At 68.6% G+C, this 20,741-nt stretch carries 18 protein-coding genes; 10 read left to right on the forward strand and 8 right to left on the reverse strand.

The features are described from left to right. Positions 1 to 95 precede the first annotated feature (95 nt). Positions 96 to 974, forward strand: coding sequence for a LysR family transcriptional regulator (locus FHS55_RS05430; RefSeq protein WP_183188700.1), 879 nt, complete (start codon positions 96 to 98; stop codon positions 972 to 974). A gap of 30 nt (positions 975 to 1,004) precedes the next feature. Here the strand turns inward: FHS55_RS05430 and FHS55_RS05435 are convergent, their stop codons facing one another. From FHS55_RS05435 to FHS55_RS05445, 3 genes are all read right to left on the reverse strand, one after another. Further along, complete coding sequence (locus tag FHS55_RS05435) at positions 1,005 to 2,714, reverse strand: ABC transporter permease subunit (RefSeq protein WP_183188701.1); 1,710 nt, start codon at positions 2,712 to 2,714, stop codon at positions 1,005 to 1,007. 22 nt (positions 2,715 to 2,736) lie between these two features. Continuing rightward, positions 2,737 to 3,744: an ABC transporter substrate-binding protein gene (locus FHS55_RS05440; RefSeq protein WP_183188702.1), complete on the reverse strand. Its 1,008-nt coding sequence runs from the start codon at positions 3,742 to 3,744 to the stop codon at positions 2,737 to 2,739. Between the two features lie 172 nt (positions 3,745 to 3,916). After that, positions 3,917 to 5,008, reverse strand: coding sequence for an ATP-binding cassette domain-containing protein (locus FHS55_RS05445; RefSeq protein WP_183188703.1), 1,092 nt, complete (start codon positions 5,006 to 5,008; stop codon positions 3,917 to 3,919). A 215-nt stretch (positions 5,009 to 5,223) separates the two neighbouring features. Between FHS55_RS05445 and FHS55_RS05450 the strand changes: the two genes are divergently transcribed. Further along, positions 5,224 to 6,252, forward strand: coding sequence for an SDR family oxidoreductase (locus FHS55_RS05450; RefSeq protein ID WP_183188704.1), 1,029 nt, complete (start codon positions 5,224 to 5,226; stop codon positions 6,250 to 6,252). A 6-nt stretch (positions 6,253 to 6,258) separates the two neighbouring features. Here the strand turns inward: FHS55_RS05450 and aguA are convergent, their stop codons facing one another. The 5 genes from aguA to acnA form a co-directional block, all read right to left on the reverse strand. Then, positions 6,259 to 7,350, reverse strand: coding sequence for an agmatine deiminase (gene aguA / locus FHS55_RS05455; RefSeq protein WP_183188705.1), 1,092 nt, complete (start codon positions 7,348 to 7,350; stop codon positions 6,259 to 6,261). Between the two features lie 21 nt (positions 7,351 to 7,371). Continuing rightward, a complete protein-coding gene (gene aguB, locus FHS55_RS05460) occupies positions 7,372 to 8,262 on the reverse strand; it encodes an N-carbamoylputrescine amidase (RefSeq protein ID WP_183188706.1) in 891 nt (296 codons plus the stop codon). A gap of 32 nt (positions 8,263 to 8,294) precedes the next feature. Continuing rightward, complete coding sequence (locus FHS55_RS05465) at positions 8,295 to 8,636, reverse strand: DUF2794 domain-containing protein (protein ID WP_183188707.1); 342 nt, start codon at positions 8,634 to 8,636, stop codon at positions 8,295 to 8,297. 512 nt (positions 8,637 to 9,148) lie between these two features. After that, entirely contained in the window at positions 9,149 to 9,988 is an 840-nt protein-coding gene (locus FHS55_RS05470; RefSeq protein ID WP_183188708.1) for a DUF1223 domain-containing protein, read from the reverse strand. 175 nt (positions 9,989 to 10,163) lie between these two features. Next, complete coding sequence (gene acnA, locus FHS55_RS05475; RefSeq protein ID WP_183188709.1) at positions 10,164 to 12,848, reverse strand: aconitate hydratase AcnA; 2,685 nt, start codon at positions 12,846 to 12,848, stop codon at positions 10,164 to 10,166. 215 nt (positions 12,849 to 13,063) lie between these two features. Between acnA and ccmA the strand changes: the two genes are divergently transcribed. The 8 genes from ccmA (at position 13,064) to tenA (ending at position 20,734) form a co-directional block, all read left to right on the forward strand. Continuing rightward, positions 13,064 to 13,690 carry a heme ABC exporter ATP-binding protein CcmA gene (gene ccmA / locus FHS55_RS05480; RefSeq protein ID WP_183188710.1) on the forward strand — a complete coding sequence of 209 codons (627 nt, stop codon included), beginning with the start codon at positions 13,064 to 13,066 and terminating at the stop codon, positions 13,688 to 13,690. Positions 13,691 to 13,700: 10 nt separating this feature from the next. Further along, a complete protein-coding gene (ccmB, locus tag FHS55_RS05485) occupies positions 13,701 to 14,372 on the forward strand; it encodes a heme exporter protein CcmB (protein WP_183188711.1) in 672 nt (223 codons plus the stop codon). A gap of 371 nt (positions 14,373 to 14,743) precedes the next feature. Beyond that, on the forward strand, positions 14,744 to 15,298 hold the full coding sequence (locus FHS55_RS05490) for a F0F1 ATP synthase subunit delta (protein WP_183188712.1): 555 nt from the start codon (positions 14,744 to 14,746) through the stop codon (positions 15,296 to 15,298). A 1-nt stretch (position 15,299) separates the two neighbouring features. Further along, positions 15,300 to 16,829, forward strand: coding sequence for a F0F1 ATP synthase subunit alpha (gene atpA / locus FHS55_RS05495; protein WP_183188713.1), 1,530 nt, complete (start codon positions 15,300 to 15,302; stop codon positions 16,827 to 16,829). Between the two features lie 25 nt (positions 16,830 to 16,854). Beyond that, a complete protein-coding gene (locus FHS55_RS05500; protein ID WP_183188714.1) occupies positions 16,855 to 17,736 on the forward strand; it encodes a F0F1 ATP synthase subunit gamma in 882 nt (293 codons plus the stop codon). A gap of 35 nt (positions 17,737 to 17,771) precedes the next feature. Further along, entirely contained in the window at positions 17,772 to 19,208 is a 1,437-nt protein-coding gene (gene atpD, locus FHS55_RS05505) for a F0F1 ATP synthase subunit beta (RefSeq protein WP_183189224.1), read from the forward strand. 124 nt (positions 19,209 to 19,332) lie between these two features. Beyond that, positions 19,333 to 19,749, forward strand: coding sequence for a F0F1 ATP synthase subunit epsilon (locus FHS55_RS05510; protein ID WP_183188715.1), 417 nt, complete (start codon positions 19,333 to 19,335; stop codon positions 19,747 to 19,749). Positions 19,750 to 20,044: 295 nt separating this feature from the next. Beyond that, the gene (gene tenA / locus FHS55_RS05515) at positions 20,045 to 20,734 is read left to right on the forward strand and encodes a thiaminase II (protein WP_183188716.1); all 690 of its coding nucleotides are present in this window, start codon (positions 20,045 to 20,047) and stop codon (positions 20,732 to 20,734) included. The last annotated feature ends 7 nt before the right edge of the window (positions 20,735 to 20,741 follow it).

The following is a 20,741-nucleotide window of genomic DNA, read 5'->3' on the forward strand; positions in this document are numbered from 1 at the left end:
GGATCGACGGCGGAAGCTAGGCCCTCGCTGACGATCACTCCAATAGATGATATGTCTCAATATGATCTAATATATAGATCGTTCATGAGATCCTGATGACCCTGGAACAGTTGCGCATCTTCATTGCCGTCGCCGAACGCCAGCATGTCACGCAGGCGGCGCGGGCGCTCAATCTCGCCCAGTCGGCGGCCAGCCATGCCATCGCCGCGCTGGAGATGCGCCACGATACCCGCCTGTTCGAGCGCGTCGGCCGGCGGGTGGAGCTGACCGAGGCCGGGCGCGCGCTGCTGGTCGATGCCCGCGCCATCCTCGCCGAGGTGGCTCATGCCGAGCGGGCCCTGAGCGCGTTCGGCACGCTGGAGCGCGGCACGCTGGCCGTCCATGCCAGCCAGACCATCGCCTCCTATTGGCTGCCGCGCCACCTCGTGGCGTTCCACCGCGCCCATCCCGGCATCGAGATCCAGCTCAGCGTCGGCAACACCGCGCAGGTCGCGGAAGCCGTCGAGAGCGGCGCGGTGGAGCTCGGCTTCGTCGAAGGTATCGTCGAGAGCGAGCTTCTTGCCAGCCGCCCGGTGGCGCGCGACCAGCTGGTGCTGCTGGTCGGGCCGGATCATCCCTGGGCGGGCGCGCCGGCCCTCGCCCCGGAACGTCTCGTCGAGAGCGATTGGGTGCTGCGCGAACCGGGCTCGGGCACGCGCTCGGCCTTCGAGCAGGCGCTGTCCGGGCACGGACTCTCGATGGGCGATCTGCGGGTCGCCCTCGCGCTTCCCTCCAACGAGGCGGTGCGCGCCGCCGTCGAGGCCGGTCTCGGCGCCACCGCGCTCTCCGCCTCGGTCGCCGCCACCAGCCTCGAGGCGGGGCTGCTGCGGCATGTGCCGTTCCCGCTGCCCGAACGGCATTTCCATGTGCTGCGCCACCGCCGGCGCGGTAGCAGCCGCATCGGCGATGCCTTGCTGGCGACGCTGAAGGGGTGAGCCGAATCGATCGCCGGCAGGTCCATTGGCCTAGTCCCGCCAGGGCAGCATGCCTTGCGGCAGCCAGCGCGCGAGCAGGGTGGCCAGCGCGCAGATCGCGAATACCATCGCCGCCGACAGCACCGCCACCGCCGCCGCCGCGGTCGAACTGCCCTCATATTGCAGGGCGAACACCATGACGCCGATGGTCTCGTGCCCCGACGACCAGAGCAGCGCCGAGAGGGTGAGTTCGTTGACCGCCGTCATCACCACGAGGATCGCGCCCGCCACCGCCGCCGGGAGCACGCCGGGCAGGAAGAGGACACCGAGCCGGCGCAGGAGCCCGGCGCCGACAATGCGGCCGGCCTCATCCAGCGCAGGATCGATCGCCGCCGCCGCCGCCGTCACCGGCCGCAGCACCAGCGGCAGGAAGCGCGCGAGATAGGCCACCATCAGGATCGCCATCGTGCCGTAGAGCGAGATGCCCACCAGCGGTAGCGGCGGCAGGAAGGCGAGGATCATCCCCAGCGCCACCACCGTGCCCGGCACGACCCAGGGCGCTTCCACCGCAACGTCGATCGCCCGCACCAGAAGGGTGCGGTGGTGGCGCGTGAGATAGGCGAAGGGCACCGCGACGATGACCGACACCAGCGCGCAGCCGACCGCGAGGAACAGCGAATTGGCGAAGGCACGGCGCACAGCGTCATTGGCGAGCACGCGCGAAAACGGATCGAGGCTCACCCTCTCCAGCCCGAAGGGAACGCCGATCGCCGGCAGCAGCGCGGTCATCACGAGGGCGACGAGCGGGGCGATGGAGATGGCGAGCACGACGAGCCAGAGGACGGTCTCCACCAGCGGCGCCCGGCGGGTCGGCTCGAACGGCCGGCCGGCCGGCAGCGGCACGGCGAGCCGCGCCAGCACCAGACCGCGCAGGATGAGCGCGCCCGCCGCGATGGCGGTCATCAGCATGGCGAGCACCGCAACCTGTCCGGCCGCCGCCGGGCCGAAGCCGTTGAGCCGCTGGTAGATCAGCGTGGTGAGCACCGAAACCCGCCCCGGTATGCCGAGCAGCGCCGGCACGCCGAAATTGCCGATCGCCGCGGTGAAGGCGAGCAGCCCGCCCGCCACCGCCGAGGGCAGGATGACCGGCAGGATGATGCCGGCGCCGATGCGGTGCGGGGGGATACCGAGAATGCGCGCCGCCTCGATGAGATCGGCCGGCAGTGTCCGCAGGGCCGCCCGGGTGGCGATGAACACCAGCGGCATGTGCTCGACACCCATGACCAGCGCGATGCCGCCGGCCGAGTAGAGCGGATTGGTCGTCCCGGCCGCCGGGGCGAGACCAAGCGGGGCGAGCAGCGGCGAGCCGGCGCCGAACAGTTCGATCCATGCCAGCGCCATCGTCTGCGACGGCACGATCAGCGGCATCAGGATGAGAAAGGTGAGGATCGCCCGGCTGCGCAGCCGGAACAGGCTCACCGCGAAGGCGAGCGCGATGCCGAGCCCGGCCGAAATAAGCACCGAGAGGCCGGACGTGGCGAGCGAGCCCCACAAGGCCCGGCCGGTGGCGCGGCTCGCCAGCGTCTCGCGCATCACGCCGAGAACCGTGCCGTCCTCGCCCGGCGCCAGCGCGGCGGAAAACAGTTCCGCCAGCGGCCAGAAGGTGGTGAACAGCACATAGGCGGCGGTGAGGCCGGCGAGCACGCGCTCGCCGCCTCCCAGGCTGCCTCCCAGGCCGCCGCCGGTCGTCGCCAATGCCACGCCGGTTTCCCCTGCAATGGCCTCAGCCGCCGAACAGGTCGGCGAAGGTCTCCTTGGTCGTCTTGTCGTCCTTCAGCATGGCGGCACTGTCGGCAGGCAGCACCTTGAGCGTCGCCGGGTCGGGATAGCCGGCAGGCGGGGCCACGCCCTCCAGAACCGGGAAATAGCCCTGCGCCGCGCCCTGCTGCTGCGCGGGGCGGGAAAGCTGCCAGCGCACGAAGGTCCTGGCGGCCTCCGGCGCGTCCGAATCCTTCAGCACCGCCACTGGCTGGGTGATGATGCTCACGCCTTCCTTCGGGAACACGAAATCGACCGGCGAACCCTTCGCCCGCGCGTTCAGCGCCATGTATTCGATGATGATGCCATAGGCCTTCTCGCCGCGCGCCACCGCCTCGATCACCGTGCCGTTGCCCTGGCCGGCAACGGCGCCGCGCTCGGCCAGGGTCTTGAAGTAGGACCAGCCAAAGGCGGGCTGCTGCACCATCGTGCCCACATGGATAACCGCCGCGCCGGAATAGAGCGGGCTCGGCAGGATGAGGCTTTTCGCCACCTCGGGCGCCAGCAGGTCCGCCCAGGAGGTCGGCGGGGTCGTCACCAGCTTGGTATTGTAGACGATGCCCGTGGTGATCAGCTTGGTGCCGACATAGGTCTTGTCCGGGTCGATCACGGCCGGGGCGATGCCGGTCGTGGGAATGTCGGTGAGCGGAAGCAGCCGGCCGTCATTCTTCAGCTGCGTCATGGCCACGGTGTCGGCGATCAGCACCACATCAGCCGGGCTCTTGCCGGCGGCCTGTTCGGCCTGCAGCTTGGCCATCACCTCGGTGGTGCCGGAGCGGAACAGCTCGACCTTGATGTCGGGATGGTCCTGGTTGAACGCCTTGATCACCGCCGCCATCTGATCCTGCGGCTGCGAGGTGTAGACGGTGATCGTCTCGGCGGTCGCCGGGGCGGCACCGCCGGAGATGGCGGCTCCGCCGAGAAGCGCGGCCGTGAACAGGGAGCGGACGAAGCAGGCGGGGAAGACGGACATCGGATCGCTGGCCTCATAAGCGGGGCGTGCAGGAACGACAGGGCTGGGAATTCCCGACCCCAGGCGTTGCAGGAAACGCCGCCGGGGATCGACGACGCTGCGCATCGACTACCCCCGCGCATCGACTACCCTTGCGTGACGCGCTGATGACAGGCGCCGGGGCGGCGGCCCTTCAGGCGTGCAGGTAGCGCGCGGCAAGGCCGGCGGAGGGCGCGGCATCGCGCGCGATGACCCAGCCCCCGCGCAGAGCGATCTCGACCAGCGCGCCGGGCGCCACTCTTTCCGGCAAGGCGAGGCTGATTGTCTCCACATCAATGCCGATCGGCACCAGCTGGGTCATGAAGGCGCCGTGCTGGAAGATCTGGTTGAGCACGCGCCCGCGCAGATGCCCGCCCTCGCCCCTCGCGGCAAGATCCGAGGCATGCAAGCAGAGCCAGCCGGGGCCCACCGGCGCGCTTCCCTCAAAGGCGAGCACCGTGCCGGCCAGGTTGATGCGGCAGCGCCCCTCGCCCGAGGCCAGCACCTCCACCGCCAGGGTCCGGCCGCGGCCGATGAATCGCGCGACCATCTCGCTTGCCGGGCGCCGGTAAAGCTCTTCCGGCGTGCCCACCTGCTCCAGCCGGCCCCGGCTCATCACCGCCACATGGGTGGCGACCGCCATCGCCTCCTCCTGGTCATGGGTGACAAAGACGAAGGTTGCCCCGCTGGCGGAATGGATTCGGCGAAATTCCGCGAGCATCGTCTCGCGCAGATGCGCGTCGAGATTGGCCAGCGGCTCGTCCAGCAGGATGAGGCCGGGACGCATGGCGAGCGAGCGGGCCAGCGCCACCCGCTGGCGCTGGCCACCGGAAAGCTCATGCGGCCGGCGGGCCTCCAGCCCGGTCAGCCCCACCACCTCCAGCACCTCGGCGATGCGGCGGCGGCGCGCCTCGGCGGAGAGCTTCTGCACTTTCAGGCCGAATTCGATATTGCCGCGCACGCTCATGTTCGGCCACAGCGCGTAGGACTGGAACACCATGCCCAGCCGGCGCGCCTCCGGCGGCAGCAGCACACCCGGCCCGGCAACAATCGTCCCATCGAAGGCGAGCGTGCCCGCGTCGGGCACCTCCAGACCGGCAATCATGCGCAGCAGCGTGGTCTTGCCGCAGCCGGAGGGGCCAAGCAGCGCGAGAAAGGCGCCGTCGGGAATGGAAAAGCTCACCGCATCGACCGCCGTCGCGCCGTCGAAGCTCTTGGTGAGACGGCTTGCCGTCAGTCGCGGCACGGGCTCATCCTTGCGCGGCCCGGCCAGCCATCTTCCGCCGGGCACGGTCCGCGCCTACGACGGATCCATGACGAAGCGATGACGGCCGGCGCCGCACGCCCTTCACCCCGAGCTCGCGCCATGACGTGTTCCACCGTGACTTGTCGCGCGCCATCGCGATGCCCACCTTCCCCCAAGGCGCCAGTGCACACGCGTCGCGGATCAGGGGAGGGCCGATGGCACGGGTGCTGGTCACGGGCGGAACGGGCTTCATTGCCGCTCACGTCATCCGGGTGCTGCTCGCCGCCGGCCACACGGTGCGCGCCAGCCTGCGCGATCGTGCGCGTGCGGGGGCGCTGCACGCGCTCCTCGCGGCGGCCGGCACCGAGCCGGGCGACCGGCTGACGTTCGCCATTGCCGATCTGGAGCGCGATGCCGGGTGGGCGGAGGCGAGTGCGGGCATGGATCATGTGCTGCATGTCGCCTCGCCCTTCCCCGCCGGCGTGCCGACCAACCCGGACGAATTGATCCGTCCCGCCGTCGATGGCACGCTCCGCGTGCTGCGGGCGGCGCGCGACGCCGGGGTGCGCCGGGTGGTCGTCACCTCCTCCTTCGCCGCCATCGGCTACGGGCAGGACCGGCGGAAGACCTATTTCGACGAACGGGACTGGACCCGCCCGGAAGGCCGCGACGTCCAGCCCTACATGAAATCGAAGACGCTGGCGGAGCGCGCCGCGTGGGACTTCATCGCCCATGCCGGCGGGACGATGGAACTGGTCACCGTGAACCCGGTCGGGGTGTTCGGCCCGGCGCTGGGACCGGACCTTTCCACCTCGGTCTCGCTGATCAAGGCGATGCTCGACGGGGCGATCCCGGCCTGCCCGCGACTTTATTTCGGCGTCGTCGATGTGCGCGATGTCGCCGAACTGCACCTGAAGGCGATGACCAATCCGGCCGCCGCGGGCGAGCGCTTCCTCGCCACGGCCGGCGATTGCCTGTCGATGCAGCAGGTGGCGCAGTGCCTGCGCGCCCATCTCGGCCACGAGGCCGCGCGGGTACCGCGATTCGAGCTGCCGGACCCGCTGGTGCGCCTCGCCGCGCTCGCCATGCCGATGGCGCGCGCCGCCGTGCCGCAGCTCGGCATCGTCCGCAATGCCAGCAGCGCCAAGGCACGGCGCCTCCTCGGCTGGACCCCGCGCCCCGCCGAGGAAGCCATCCTCGCCAGCGCCGAGAGCCTGATCCGCCTCGGGCTGGTGAAAGGCTGACGCCCCTCAGCCCGGCACGCCCACCGGCTGCTGCTGGGTGATGCAGTGGATGTTTCCACCGCCCAGGATGATCTCGTGTGTGGGCACGCCGACAATTTCCCGCGGCGGGAACAGCCGGGCGAGGATGTCGCGCGCCGCCTCGTCGTGCCGGGGATCCAGCAGCGGCATCAGGATGAACCCGTTGCCGATGTAGAAATTGGCGTAGGAGGCGCCCAGCCGCTCGCCAAATCCACGCGACATGGAGCCGGGCAGCGAGCCGATGTCGATCGCCTCGGCGGCACTGCGGAACAGCGGGCCGGGCAGCGGCAGCTTGACGATCTCCAGCGCCCGCCCGCGCGCATCGCGCGCCACGGAGAGCCGCTCGAAGGCGTCGCGCGAGATCGGGTATTGCGGATCGAGCGGATCCTCGCACCAGGTGAGCGCCACCACGCCGGGCCGCACGAAGCAGGCGAGGTTGTCGATATGGCCGGAGGTCTCGTCGTCGACCAGGCCCGCGCCCAGCCAGATGACGGTCGAGACGTTGAGATAGTCCTTCAGATGCCGCTCGATATCCGCGCGCGACAGGCCCGGATTGCGATTGGGATTAAGCAGGCATTCCTCTGTCGTGAGCACCGTGCCCTCGCCATCGACATGGATCGAGCCGCCCTCCAGCACGAGCGGGGCGGCGTAGCGCGGCGCGCGCTCCACCTCCAGCATCTTGGCGGCGATCAGTTCGTCCTGGTCGAAGGGCGTGTAGAGCCCGCCCCAGGCATTGAACCCCCAGTCGACGCCGCGCAGCCGGCCCCCCGCATCGGTGAGGAAGCTGGCGCCGCTGTCGCGGCACCAGGAATCATCGGACGTGGCCTCGACGAGGCGCACGGCCGGCGGCAGCATCGCCCGCGCATTGCGCCATTGCCGGGCGGAGACCAGCATGGTCAACGGCTCGAACCGGGCGATCGCCGCCGCCACGCGGGCGAAAGCCTCCTGCGCCGGCACCGCGCCCTCGCGCCAGTTGTCCGGCCGCTCCGGCCAGATCATCCAGGTGCCGGCATGCGGCTCCCACTCGGCCGGCATGCGGAAACCGTCAGCGGCGGGCAGGCTCGTCAGCGTCGGGGCCATGAGGGACTTTCAGCGCAGCTTTCAACGAAGGGGACGGGTCGGCGCGCGGCCGTCGAGGGAGAGCAGCGGGCCATAGAGCTCGGGCCGCCGGTCGCGGAACAGGCCCCAGCTGCGGCGCTGGTGGGCGATGGCGTCGAGATCGAAGGTGGCGGTGAGGATACCCTCCTCGTCGCGCCCCGCCTCGACCACCTTCTCGCCGGTCGGCCCGGCGATGAAGGAGGAGCCGTAGAAGGTGATGGCGGTGCCGGCGCGGCCCGGCTCGGTGCCGGTGCGGTTGGAGGCGATGAGCGGCATGAGGTTCGCCCCGGCATGGCCCTGCATCACGCGCTGCCAGTGGCCGGCGGAATCGAGCGCGGGATCCTGCGGCTCGGAGCCGATGGCGGTGGGATAGAGCAGCACTTCCGCGCCAAGCAGCGCCATGGTGCGCGCGCATTCGGGAAACCACTGGTCCCAGCAGATGCCGACGCCGATGCGCCCGACCGTGGTGTCCCACACGCGAAAGCCGGTATCTCCGGGGGAGAAGTAGAATTTCTCGGTATAGCCCGGCCCGTCGGGAATGTGGCTCTTGCGGTAGAGGCCGAGCACCTCGCCATCCGCGTCGATGATGGCGATGGAGTTGAACGCCGCCGGCCCCGCGCGCTCGAAGAAGCTGACGGGCAGCACCACGCCCAGTTCACGGGCCAGCGCGGCGAAGCGGGCGATCAGCCGGTTGCCTTCGAACGGCATGGCCAGTTCGAGAAACTCATGCCGCTGGTCCTGGCAGAAATAGGGGGTCTCGAACAGTTCCTGCAGCAGGATCAGCCCGGCGCCGCGATCGGCCGCTGCCCGCACCAGCGCCTCGGCGCGGTCCAGATTGCCGGGAATGTCCCAGTCGCACCGCATCTGGGTGGCGGCGACGGTCAGGCTGCGCATGTCGGTCTCCAGCGGATCGAGGCGGGCGCCGGTCAATTGACCGCGCGCAGCGGTTTTTCCAACACCGCGAGCACGCGCGCAAGCTCGTGGCCGCGCTTCAGGATGAGGCCGGTCTGCGACACCACCGTGTAGGCGCCCTGCCGGCGCGCCAGCCGGGGATCCTTCTCGATCCGGTAGATCGGGACCTCGGCCGCGCGGCGGAAGATGGAGAAGACGGCGCGATCGCGCGTGAAGTCGATGGCATAGTCGCGCCATTCGCCCAGCGCCACCATGCGCCCGTAAAGATCGAGGATCCGGTCGAGCTCGCGTCGGTCGAACGTGACGGGACCGACGCGCGAGCCGACCGGCAGGACTATGGGATCGGTTTCCGCCATGCGCGTCCTCCCGCTCGGATCCTGCTGGTTGGGGGTAGGAATTGGGTGAAATGGGGCTTCATGGAAGCGTCATGATCCTCCCGCGTGCGGCCGGCATCAAGCGCCTTTCTGGCGCCCGCTGCGGGATCGCCCGCCCGGCACGTGCCGCTGCGCGAGGCGCGCCGCGCCGTTCACGCCCTCGTCAACCGAAAACACATGCTCGCCCGATTTTGGCCGTTGCGTTGCCCAGCGGCCACAGCATCTTCACGTCATAGCGTCGGGCCGGTTCGCAGAGCGCATCGGTTTCCCAGCCCCCCAGCCCCCCGCGGCGTCATGTGGGCCGGCCTGGCGTTATGATCTAGGTTCAATCCCCAAATTACCCTTGAGGGTCGGCTGTTTCGCCGGCCCTTTTTCTTTGTCGGCAAATGGCAGCGATTTGGGCCGGGGATCCGGCAGCCGCCGCACCCGTCCGGGCGACGCTTCGCGTGACGAGAAATCGGTGAGGGAAATGCCGGCCCGAGCTTCCGGCGCGGTCAGCGCAGCGGCTGCAGCGCGGCGCCGACGATGCGGCCCGGCTCGCTGGCATTGCCCGACTGCACCAGCACCGCGACGGCATCGGCGTTGAAACCCGGCTGCGGGCGCAGCACGGTGTCGAAGCGTGCCTCGCCGCCGGTCCAGTCGCCGAGCTTGGTCCAGCCGCGCACCACATTGTGGTAGGTGATCTTGGTGCCCTCGTTCTCGCCGCGGCCGATATCGACCGTCATGGAACTGGCCACCGGGCAGAGCCACACTTCGCCCGACCCGGTGCCGGGCGGGCTGGCGCCCACGCGAACGGTGACGCGCCCGTCGCGCGTGTCGATCTCCACCGGCACGGGAAGCCGCTGGTCGCCGGCAATGGCCCGCTCCAGCGCGGCGCGGTCGGAACCCACCGTCATGAAGCTGCCATTCACCACCGCCTGCGGCGTGAACATCTGCCCGTCGCCGCGCAGCTTGGCATAGGCCTTCTGGCGCAGCGAATGGCCGTGCTTGGCGAGCGTGTCCTTCCAGCCGAGATAATCCCAGTAATCGACCGCCAGCGTCAGCGTCATCACGTCCGGCTGCTGCCCCAGTTCTCCCACCAGCCGGTCCGCCGGCGGGCAGGACGAGCAGCCCTGGCTGGTGAACAACTCGATCACCGCCCGTGGCGAGGGCACCGGCTTCACCCCGGCCTCCTCCGCCGCGGCGGGGCCCTGCAGGGCGAGGAGGCCCGCGAGACTCGCCCCGGCAAGAGCGAAAAAGGCGCGCAACGCCCGGCCCGCCCCCGTCCCGTCAGGCCACGCGGCGCGCGAGGGCGCGGGCAGGGTGCGGGGCGTGGCGGGGTATGACGCGAGCATTCGTGCGGATCGTCCGTTAGCGCGGGCTCGGAGGCCGGCGGCTAGGCAATAGGACGGCGGGCGCGGGCGTACCAGTCACATTCGGGTGTCGCCGCCGCACGGAAGGGTGATGCGGCGCCGACACAATCGGGCCGGCGGGCGGGGTCATCCCGCGCGCCGGCCCGGTCGGTTGGGGTCAAGCCGCGAGGTTGCGCAGCACGTAGGCGAGGATGCCGCCGTTGCGGAAATAATCCAGCTCGTCCAGCGTATCGATGCGGCAGGTGAGTGGCACGTGCTTCACCGTGCCATCGCTGAATTCCACCTCGGCGACCAGCGTCTGGCGCGGCTTGAGGTCACCCTCGATGCCCTTCAGGGTGACGATCTCGTCGCCCTTGATGCCGAGCGACTGCCACGAGTCCTCGTTCTGGAACACCAGCGGCACGATGCCCATGCCGACCAGGTTGGAGCGGTGGATGCGCTCGAAGCTCTGGGCGATGACGGCGCGGATTCCGAGCAGCTTGGTGCCCTTGGCCGCCCAGTCGCGCGAGGAGCCGGTGCCGTATTCCTTGCCGGCGAACACCACGGTCGGGACGCCTTCGCTCTTGTAGAGCATGGCGGCGTCGTAGATCGGCATTTCGGTGCCGTCCGGCCAATGCTTGGTGAAACCGCCTTCCTTGCCGCCCAGCATCTGGTTCTTGATGCGGATATTGGCGAAGGTGCCGCGCATCATCACCTGATGGTTGCCGCGCCGCGTGCCGTACTGGTTGAAGTCGGCCGGGCGGACCTGATGGTCGCGCAGATAATGGCCGGCGGGGCTGGCTTCCTTGATCGAGCCGGCGGGCGAGATGTGGTCGGTGGTGATCGAGTCGAGGAACAGGCCCATCACCCGCGCCTTGAGGATGTCCGTCACCGGCTCCGGCTCCATGCGCATGCCCTCGAAATAGGGCGGGTTCTGCACATAGGTGGAGCGATCGTCCCAGGCATAGGTCTCGCCCAGCGGGATGGCGATCTTCTGCCAGTTCTCGTCGCCCTTGAAGACGTCGGAATACTTCTCCTGGAACATCTTCTTGGTGACGTTCTCGCGGATGAAGGTCGCGATCTCCTGGTTGGTCGGCCAGATGTCCTTGAGGAACACCGGCTGGCCATCCGTGCCCGTGCCGAGCGGCTCGGTGGTGAGGTCGACCTGCAGCGAGCCGGCGATGGCATAGGCCACCACGAGCGGGGGCGAGGCGAGATAGTTCGCCTTCACGTCCGGGTTCACGCGGCCTTCGAAATTGCGGTTGCCGGAGATCACGGCGCCGGCCACGAGGTCGTTCTTGTTGATGGCTTCCGAAATCGGCTCGGGCAGCGGGCCCGAATTGCCGATGCAGGTGGTGCAGCCGAAGCCGACCAGGTTGAAGCCGAGCGCGTCGAGGTCCTTCTGCAGGCCGGCGGCGTTGAGATAGCCTTCGACCACCTGGGAGCCCGGCGCCAGCGAGGTCTTGACCCACGGCTTGGAGGTCAGCCCCTTGGCCACCGCGTTGCGCGCCAGCAGGCCGGCGGCGATCAGCACGCTCGGGTTCGAGGTGTTGGTGCAGGAGGTGATGGCGGCGATCGTCACGTCGCCATGGCCGAGCGTGTAGTCGGTGCCTTCCACCGGAACGCGCTTGGCGGCTTCGCCCGGCTTCTTGAACTCGCCTTCCAGCGCGGCGCGGAAGCCTTCCTTGGTGCCCGAGAGCAGCACGCGGTCCTGCGGGCGCTTAGGGCCGGCCAGCGAGGGCAGCACGCTGGTGAGATCGAGTTCCAGCACGTCGGTGAATACCGGGTCGGCGGTGCCCTCATGGCGCCACATGCCCTGTGCCTTGGAATAGGCCTCCACCAGCGCGATGCGCTCGTCCGTGCGGCCGGTCTCGTCGAGATAGGCGATGGTTTCGCTGTCGACCGGGAAGAAGCCGCAGGTCGCGCCATATTCCGGCGCCATGTTGCCGATGGTGGCGCGGTCGGCCAGCGAGAGGTGCGTGAGGCCCGGGCCGAAGAACTCGACGAACTTGCCCACCACGCCCTTCTTGCGCAGCATCTGGGTGACGGTGAGCACGAGATCGGTGGCGGTGATGCCTTCCTTCAGCTCGCCGGTGAGCTTGAAGCCGATCACCTCGGGGATGAGCATGGAGACCGGCTGGCCGAGCATGGCCGCCTCCGCCTCGATGCCGCCCACGCCCCAGCCCAGCACGCCGAGCCCGTTGACCATGGTGGTATGCGAATCGGTGCCGACGCAGGTGTCGGGATAGGCGACGGTGACGCCATCCTCATCCTTGGTCCACACGGTCTGGGCGAGATATTCGAGGTTCACCTGGTGGCAGATGCCGGTGCCGGGCGGCACCACGCGGAAATTGTCGAAGGCCGACTGGCCCCATTTCAGGAAGCGGTAGCGCTCCTGGTTCTGCTTGTATTCTTCCTCGACATTCTTGCCGAAGGCGGCCGCGTTGCCGAAGAAGTTGACGATCACCGAATGGTCGATGACGAGGTCGACCGGCACGAGCGGGTTGATCCGCTTGGGGTCGCCGCCGAGATTGACCATGGCGTCTCGCATCGCGGCGAGGTCGACCACGGCCGGCACGCCGGTGAAGTCCTGCATCAGCACGCGCGAGGGGCGATAGGCGATCTCGCGCTCATCCTTGCCGCGGCTGATCAGCCAGTCCTTGACGGAGATGATGTCGTTCTTCGTGACGGAGCGCCCGTCCTCGAAGCGCAGCAGGTTCTCCAGCAGCACCTTCATGGAGAAGGGAAGCGCGGAAACCCCGTCCAGGCCGTTCCTTTCGGCGTCCGGCAGGCTGTAATAGACGTAGGTCTTGTTTCCGACGGTGAGACTTTTCCGGCTTTTGAAGCTGTCGAGCGACGTCACGGCAGACTGATCCCCGCTGGTAGGTGGCACGGATGCGTGGGCCTTGGAGGGAGCCGGCCTTGCGGGCTATAGCTCGCGCGACCTTGCGCCGAGGCGAGGACGCATCGTTCAGTTTTCTATATAGAGCCATTTCAAACACCGATCCTAGTGGGCTCACGCGGCGCATCGAAAATTTGTGCGTCGCGATGGCGCCCGTAGCGGAAGGGGGACTGCAGATGCGGCTCGTGGCGGAGCGGCTCGGCTGCCGGCGCGGCGCGCGCCAGCTGTTCGAACGCCTTGATTTCGCGCTGGAGGCCGGCCGCGCGCTCATCGTCACCGGACCGAACGGCACCGGCAAATCCTCGCTCTTAAGACTTTTGGCGGGCCTCTCCCGGCCGAGCGCCGGCCGGGTGCGGCTGGAAGGCGTCGCCGAGCCCGATGATTTCGCCGAGAACGCGCATTATCTCGGCCATCTCGACGCCCACAAGGCGGCCCTGACGGCGCAGGAAAACCTCGCCTTCTGGCGCGCCGTGCTCGGCCGTCCCGCGCTCGCCGTGACGGACGCGCTGGAGGAAGTGGGCCTGGGAGGCCTCGGCGGGCTGCCGGTCGCCGTGCTCTCGGCCGGCCAGAAGCGACGGCTTGCGCTGGCGCGCCTGCTGGTCAGCGCCCGTCCGCTCTGGCTGCTCGACGAGCCGACCACGGCGCTCGACGTGTCGGCCCAGGCGCGATTCGGGGCGCTGGCCCGCGCGCATGTCGCAAAGGGCGGCATGATCGTCGCCGCCACCCATGCCCCGCTCGATTTCGGCCCCGGCGAGACGCTCGATCTCGACCGCTATCGGCCGGTGCGGCCGGTAGCCGCGTGAGGATGGCGCGATGACGCGTGCCTTCCTCGCCCTGCTTTCGCGCGATCTCGCGCTCGCCATCCGCGCCGGCGGCGGGGCGGGACTGGGCGTGGTGTTCTTCCTCGCCGTGGTGGTGGTGACGCCCTTCGCCATCGGCCCGGACCTCGCCCTGCTCGCCCGCATCGGCCCGGCCATCCTGTGGATCGGCGCCTTGCTCGCCTCGCTCATCGGGCTCGACCGGCTCTTCGCCGCCGATGCCGAGGACGGCGCGCTCGACGTGCTGTCCATGGTCGCGCTGCCGCTGGAACTGATCGCCGCCGCCAAGGGGCTGGCGCACTGGATCGCCACCGGACTGCCTTTGGTCGTGGCGGCACCCGTCCTCTCGCTGCTGCTCAATCTCCAGCCGGCCTCGATCGGCGCTCTCACCCTGACGCTGCTGGTGGGAACACCGGCCATCACCTTCCTCGGGCTGATCGGCGCCGCCTTCGCCAGCGCGTTCCGCCGCGGCGGGCTGCTGGTCGCCGTGCTGGTCATGCCGCTCACCATCCCGGTGCTGATCTTCGGCGTCGCGGCCACGGGCACGGCGCTCGGCGGCACGGTGCCGTTCGGCACGCCGTTCCGCATCCTCGCCGGCCTGTCGCTGGCGGCGCTGGTGCTGGGGCCGATCGCCGCCGCCGCCGCGCTGAGGGCGACGCGCGAATGAGCCGCGCTGGCATGCCAGCAGGACAACGCGGCGCGACATGCCCGCGCAGGGCGCGCGCCCACCCCGCGACATCCCGGCACGCCGCCGCGTCGCCGGCCCGGTGCAGCAATGCGCCGCAGCCCGCCCAAAGCCTTGCGGCAGCGGCGTCCTCGCCGATGTCCGCCGTTCCGGGGCCGCTACGTCATTTGCCCCGGTCGATCCCTCACGTCGTTGTGTTGCAGCATGCCAAGAGCCGTGTTAGGGAACCCGCCGACTTCATGGGCGGGTGAAGAAAACTCCATATCCCGCCTTGCGTTTGAACCCTTCCAGTCCGGAACCGAATCGGGCCCCTGCGGTCGGTGTCGTTCCGGACAAGCCCCGAGAGAGGCACAGTGGCCGAGACATACGTATCCGGAGTGGCAGGACGCTACGCGAAGGCTCTTTTCGAGCTCGCGCGAGACGCGGGTGTCATCGATGCGGTAAAGGCCGACCTCGACAGGTTCGGCGCCCTGCTCGCCGAGAGCGACGACCTCAAGCGCCTCGTGCGCAGCCCGGTCTTCTCGTCCGATGAGCAGGAAAAGGCCATCGCCGCCATTCTGGACAAGGTCGGTATCGGCGGCCTGGCCGGCAACTTCTTCAAGACCGTGGCCGCCAACCGCCGCCTGTTCACCGTCGAGTCGATCATCCGCGGCTTCGAGGCCCTGGCCGCCGCCGAGAAGGGCGAGGTCGTGGCCGAGGTCACGGTCGCGCAGCCGCTCTCGGACGCGCATGCCGCGACCCTGAAGGAAACGCTCGACACGCTGACCGGCAAGAACGTTCAGCTCGCCATCGAGGTCGACCCCTCGCTGCTCGGCGGCCTCAAGGTCAAGGTCGGCAGCAAGCTCGTCGATGCCTCGCTCAAGACCAAGCTCAATTCGATTCGAACTGCGATGAAAGAGGTTCGCTGATATGGATATCCGCGCCGCTGAAATTTCCGCGATCCTCAAGGAGCAGATCAAGAACTTCGGCCAGGAAGCCGAGGTTTCCGAGGTCGGCCAGGTTCTCTCCGTCGGTGACGGCATTGCCCGCGTCTACGGGCTCGACAACGTCCAGGCGGGCGAAATGGTCGAGTTCGAGAATGGCACGCGCGGCATGGCGCTCAACCTCGAAATCGACAATGTCGGCGTCGTGATCTTCGGCTCCGACCGCGAGATCAAGGAAGGCCAGACCGTCAAGCGCACCGGCGCCATCGTGGACGTGCCGGTCGGCCGCGGCCTGCTCGGCCGCGTCGTCGACGCGCTGGGCAACCCGATCGACGGCAAGGGCCCGATCGAATACACCGAGCGCCGCCGCGTCGACGTGAAGGCGCCGGGCATCATTCCGCGCAAGTCGGTGCACGAGCCGATGCAGACCGGCCTCAAGGCGATCGACGCCCTGATCCCGATCGGCCGCGGCCAGCGCGAGCTGATCATCGGCGATCGCCAGACCGGCAAGACCGCCGTCGCGCTCGACGCCATTCTCAACCAGAAGCCCATCAACCAGGGCACGGACGAGAAGGCCAAGCTGTATTGCGTCTATGTCGCGATCGGCCAGAAGCGTTCGACCGTCGCGCAGTTCGTGAAGGTGCTGGAGGAGCAGGGCGCGCTGGAATATTCCATCGTCGTCGCCGCCACCGCCTCGGACGCCGCCCCGATGCAGTTCCTGGCGCCGTTCTCCGGCACCGCGATGGGCGAGTTCTTCCGTGACAACGGCCTGCACGCGCTCATCATCCATGACGATCTGTCCAAGCAGGCCGTCGCCTACCGCCAGATGTCGCTGCTGCTGCGCCGCCCGCCGGGCCGCGAAGCCTATCCCGGCGACGTGTTCTATCTCCACTCGCGCCTGCTCGAGCGCGCCGCCAAGCTCAATGACGAGAACGGCGCCGGCTCGCTGACCGCCCTTCCGGTCATCGAGACCCAGGCGAACGACGTCTCGGCCTATATCCCGACCAACGTGATCTCGATCACCGACGGCCAGATCTTCCTCGAGTCCGACCTGTTCTTCCAGGGTATCCGCCCGGCGGTGAATGTCGGCCTCTCGGTGTCGCGCGTCGGCTCGTCGGCGCAGATCAAGGCGATGAAGCAGGTTGCCGGCAAGATCAAGGGCGAGCTCGCCCAGTATCGCGAGCTGGCCGCCTTCGCCCAGTTCGGCTCGGATCTCGACGCCTCGACGCAGAAGCTGCTGAACCGCGGCGCCCGCCTCACCGAGCTGCTCAAGCAGTCGCAGTTCGCGCCGCTGAAGGTCGAGGAGCAGGTGGTGGTGATCTATGCCGGCACCAACGGCTATCTGGACACGCTGCCGGTCTCCAAGGTCCGGGCGTTCGAGGACGGTCTGCTGCTGTTCCTGCGCGCCAAGCACCAGGACATCCTCGACACGATCCGCACGTCGAAGGAACTGTCGAAGGACACCACCGAAAAGCTCGTCAAGGCGCTCGACGCCTTCGCGAAGACGTTCGCCTGAGCGCATTAGCGGAGCATCGGGGCACATGGCCAGCCTTAAGGATCTGCGCAATCGCATCGCTTCGGTGAAGGCGACGCAGAAGATCACCAAGGCGATGCAGATGGTCGCCGCCGCCAAGCTTCGCCGCGCCCAGATGGCGGCGGAAGCGGCGCGGCCCTATGCGGACCGGCTGGAGAGCGTGCTCGGCAACATTGCCAGCGCGGTCGCCGGCGGTCCGGAGGCGCCGCTGCTGCTGACCGGCACCGGCAAGAACCAGACGCATCTGCTGATCGTGCTGACCGCCGAGCGCGGCCTGTGCGGCGCCTTCAACTCCTCGATCGTCCGCCTCACCCGCGAGCGCGCCCTTGCGCTGCAGGGCCAGGGCAAGACGGTCAAGATCTTCTGCGTCGGCCGCAAGGGCCACGAGGCGCTGCGCCGCCAGTTCGAGCGGCAGATCGTCGAGGTGGTCGAACTGCGCGCCAACAAGGGTGTGACCTTCGCCGACGCGCAGGCCATCGCCGAGAAGATCTCGTCGATGCTCGCCGCCGGCGAGTTCGATGTCGCCACGCAGTTCTTCAGCCGCTTCCATTCGGTGATCTCGCAGGTCCCGACCGCGCAGCAGCTGATCCCCGCCACCTTCCCGGAGGCGAAGGCCCCCGCGGCCGGTGCCGCAGCGGTGTATGAATACGAGCCCGAAGGGGCGGAGATCCTTGCCGACCTGCTGCCGCGCAATCTCGCGGTGCAGATCTTCAAGGCGCTGCTCGAAAACGGTGCGTCCGAACAGGGCGCCCGCATGAGCGCGATGGACAACGCGACCCGCAACGCGGGTGACATGATCAAGAAGCAGACGCTGGTCTACAACCGCACACGTCAGGCCCAGATCACCAAAGAACTGATCGAAATCATTTCCGGTGCCGAAGCGCTCTGACGGGCAGCGCGGTCAAGGACAAAGGACGCATGAAGATGGCGAACACGGACGGACGCATCACTCAGGTCATCGGCGCTGTTGTCGACGTGCAGTTCGACGGCCACCTGCCGGCGATTCTGAACGCACTGGAGACCACCAATAACGGGTCGCGCCTCGTACTCGAGGTCGCCCAGCATCTTGGTGAGAACACCGTGCGCACCATCGCCATGGATTCGACCGAGGGTCTGGTCCGCGGCCACGCGGTGTCCGATACCGGCTCCCCCATCATGGTGCCGGTCGGCGAGGCCACGCTCGGCCGCATCATGAACGTCATCGGCGAGCCGGTGGACGAACTCGGCCCGGTGGTCGGCGAGATGAAGCGCGCCATCCACCAGGAGGCGCCCTCCTATGCCGACCAGTCGACGGAAGCCGAGATCCTCGTCACCGGCATCAAGGTGGTGGACCTGCTGGCGCCCTATTCCAAGGGCGGCAAGATCGGCCTGTTCGGCGGCGCCGGCGTCGGCAAGACCGTGCTGATCATGGAGCTGATCAACAACATCGCGAAGGCGCATGGCGGCTATTCCGTGTTCGCCGGCGTGGGCGAGCGTACCCGCGAGGGCAACGACCTCTACCACGAGATGATCGAGTCGAAGGTGAACGTCGACCCGCACGAGCATAATGGCTCGTCGGCCGGCTCCAAGTGCGCCCTCGTCTACGGCCAGATGAACGAGCCCCCGGGTGCCCGCGCCCGCGTCGCGCTGACCGGCCTCACAGTGGCCGAGCATTTCCGCGACCAGGGCCAGGACGTGCTGTTCTTCGTCGACAACATCTTCCGCTTCACCCAGGCGGGTTCGGAAGTGTCGGCGCTGCTCGGCCGCATCCCCTCGGCGGTGGGCTATCAGCCGACGCTCGCCACCGACATGGGCGCGCTGCAGGAGCGCATCACCACCACCACCAAGGGCTCGATCACCTCGGTTCAGGCCATTTACGTGCCCGCCGACGACCTGACCGATCCGGCGCCCGCCGCCTCCTTCGCCCATCTCGACGCGACCACCGTTCTGTCGCGCTCGATCGCGGAAAAGGGCATCTACCCCGCGGTGGACCCGCTCGATTCGACCTCGCGCATTCTCTCGCCGCTGGTCATCGGCGAGGAGCACTACAACGTGGCGCGTCAGGTCCAGCAGACCCTGCAGCGCTACAAGTCGCTGCAGGACATCATCGCGATCCTGGGCATGGACGAGCTCTCGGAAGAGGACAAGCTCACCGTCGCCCGCGCCCGCAAGATCGAGCGTTTCCTCTCGCAGCCCTTCCACGTCGCCGAAGTGTTCACCGGCTCGCCCGGCAAGCTGGTCGACCTCGCCGACACCATCAAGGGCTTTAAGGGCCTGGTGGAAGGCAAGTACGACCACCTGCCCGAGCAGGCCTTCTACATGGTCGGCACCATCGAAGAGGCGATCGAGAAGGGCAAGAAGCTGGCGGCCGAGGCTGCGTGATCGCCCTTACCTGACGAACGTCGCCCGGCGCCGATCTCCGGTCCGGGCGACGAACTGCCCAAGCCGACGCCAAAGCTGACGCCCGAGCCGACGCCTCCGTGCCGACGCATCCTCTGGAGGATCCATGGCCACCTTCCCGTTCGAACTCGTCTCCCCGGAACGCCTCGTCTATTCCGGCCAGGTGACGGAAGTCGTGGTGCCCGGCAGCGAGGGCGAGTTCGGCATCCTCGCCGGTCACGCGCCCTTCGTGTCGACGCTGAAGCCCGGCATCCTGACCATCAAGGGCGATGGCGCCCCGCGCAAGCTGTTCGTGCGCGGCGGCTTCGCGGAGGCCAATCCGCAGGGCCTCACCGTGCTCGCCGAAACCGCGGTGCCGCTCGCCGAGCTGCGCGCCGACAATCTCCAGCAGATGATTCGCGACGCCCAGGAAGACGTCGAGGACGCCCGCGACGAGGCCACCAAGGCGCGCCGGCTTGTCGTGCTGGAGCAGCTAAAATCCGCGGCTTCCGCCATCGAAAGCGACGCTCGCGCCTCGCATTGACGCCGCGCGTGCTCCGCATCGACGCAAGAAAAAGGGCCGCTTCCACAGCGGCCCTTGTCGTATCCAGGTGTCGTGTCCAAGTGTCGTATTCAAGTGCAGTATCCAAGTCCTGGCGATGGCAAGTCCTGCCAATGGCAAGGCCCTGACCTTGGCCGGCGCTTGCCAGCCTCGCCGCCCTTGCCAATGGCGGCAGCCGCCGGACCGATGCCGCCGCCGCCACCCGCTGGAGACTGAACCGGCCGGGAACCGGCCGGTTGAACCCGCCAAGTTGGATCTCGCCCGAGTGGAGCCTGCCATGAGCGATGCCGCCCGTTCCGCCGCCCCGACCTTCAGCACGGAGGCCTGGAGCCGCAACGCGCCGCTCTACGAGGCCATCCGCACGCTGCCTTTCAACGATGCGCTGGCGGACGGCACCCTCTCGCAGGAGCGCTTCCAGCACTACATGGTGCAGGATGCGCATTACCTCATCGCCTTCGGCCGCGCTCTGGCCATTGCCGCCGGCAAGGCCGACGACCCCGACGGGCTGGTGCAGTTCGCCGAGGCCGCCAAGGTGGCGGTGGTCGTCGAGCGCTCGCTGCATACCGAGTTCTTCACCCGCTTCGGCATCGCGCCCGCGGATTTCGCGCGCACGCAGATGTCGCCCGTCTGCCATCACTATTCGAGCTTCCTCATCGGAACGGCGCACGCGGAGCCCTATCCGGTCGTGCTGGCGGCGCTGCTGCCCTGCTTCTGGATCTATGCCGAGATCGGCCGCGACATCCTCGGCCGCGCCGTGCGTCCGAATCCCTATGATGCCTGGATCGACACCTATGCCGGCGAGGATTTCCACGAGGCGGTGCGCGCGGTGATCGCCACCACGAATCGCGCAGCGGCCGCCGCCTCGGCAGACGAGCGGGCGCGCATGCACCATGCCTATACGCGCGCCTGCCAGCTGGAATGGATGTTCTGGGATTCGGCCTGGCGGCTGGCCGACTGGCCGGTGTGACGTTCCG

The sequence above is a fragment of the Ancylobacter tetraedralis genome (assembly GCF_014195655.1).
Classification (GTDB): domain Bacteria; phylum Pseudomonadota; class Alphaproteobacteria; order Rhizobiales; family Xanthobacteraceae; genus Ancylobacter; species Ancylobacter tetraedralis.

Coding starts and splice junctions, on each gene's coding strand:
- FHS55_RS05465 (WP_183188707.1), bottom strand. CDS start 8,636: ATGGCGGAAACCGATCCCATAGTCCTGCCGGTCGGCTCGCGCGTCGGT.
- FHS55_RS05500 (WP_183188714.1), top strand. CDS start 16,855: ATGGCCAGCCTTAAGGATCTGCGCAATCGCATCGCTTCGGTGAAGGCG.
- ccmA (WP_183188710.1), top strand. CDS start 13,064: ATGCGGCTCGTGGCGGAGCGGCTCGGCTGCCGGCGCGGCGCGCGCCAG.
- aguA (WP_183188705.1), bottom strand. CDS start 7,350: ATGGCCCCGACGCTGACGAGCCTGCCCGCCGCTGACGGTTTCCGCATG.
- FHS55_RS05430 (WP_183188700.1), top strand. CDS start 96: ATGACCCTGGAACAGTTGCGCATCTTCATTGCCGTCGCCGAACGCCAG.
- FHS55_RS05510 (WP_183188715.1), top strand. CDS start 19,333: ATGGCCACCTTCCCGTTCGAACTCGTCTCCCCGGAACGCCTCGTCTAT.
- tenA (WP_183188716.1), top strand. CDS start 20,045: ATGAGCGATGCCGCCCGTTCCGCCGCCCCGACCTTCAGCACGGAGGCC.
- atpD (WP_183189224.1), top strand. CDS start 17,772: ATGGCGAACACGGACGGACGCATCACTCAGGTCATCGGCGCTGTTGTC.
- aguB (WP_183188706.1), bottom strand. CDS start 8,262: ATGCGCAGCCTGACCGTCGCCGCCACCCAGATGCGGTGCGACTGGGAC.
- atpA (WP_183188713.1), top strand. CDS start 15,300: ATGGATATCCGCGCCGCTGAAATTTCCGCGATCCTCAAGGAGCAGATC.
- FHS55_RS05450 (WP_183188704.1), top strand. CDS start 5,224: ATGGCACGGGTGCTGGTCACGGGCGGAACGGGCTTCATTGCCGCTCAC.
- FHS55_RS05440 (WP_183188702.1), bottom strand. CDS start 3,744: ATGTCCGTCTTCCCCGCCTGCTTCGTCCGCTCCCTGTTCACGGCCGCG.
- FHS55_RS05470 (WP_183188708.1), bottom strand. CDS start 9,988: ATGCTCGCGTCATACCCCGCCACGCCCCGCACCCTGCCCGCGCCCTCG.
- ccmB (WP_183188711.1), top strand. CDS start 13,701: ATGACGCGTGCCTTCCTCGCCCTGCTTTCGCGCGATCTCGCGCTCGCC.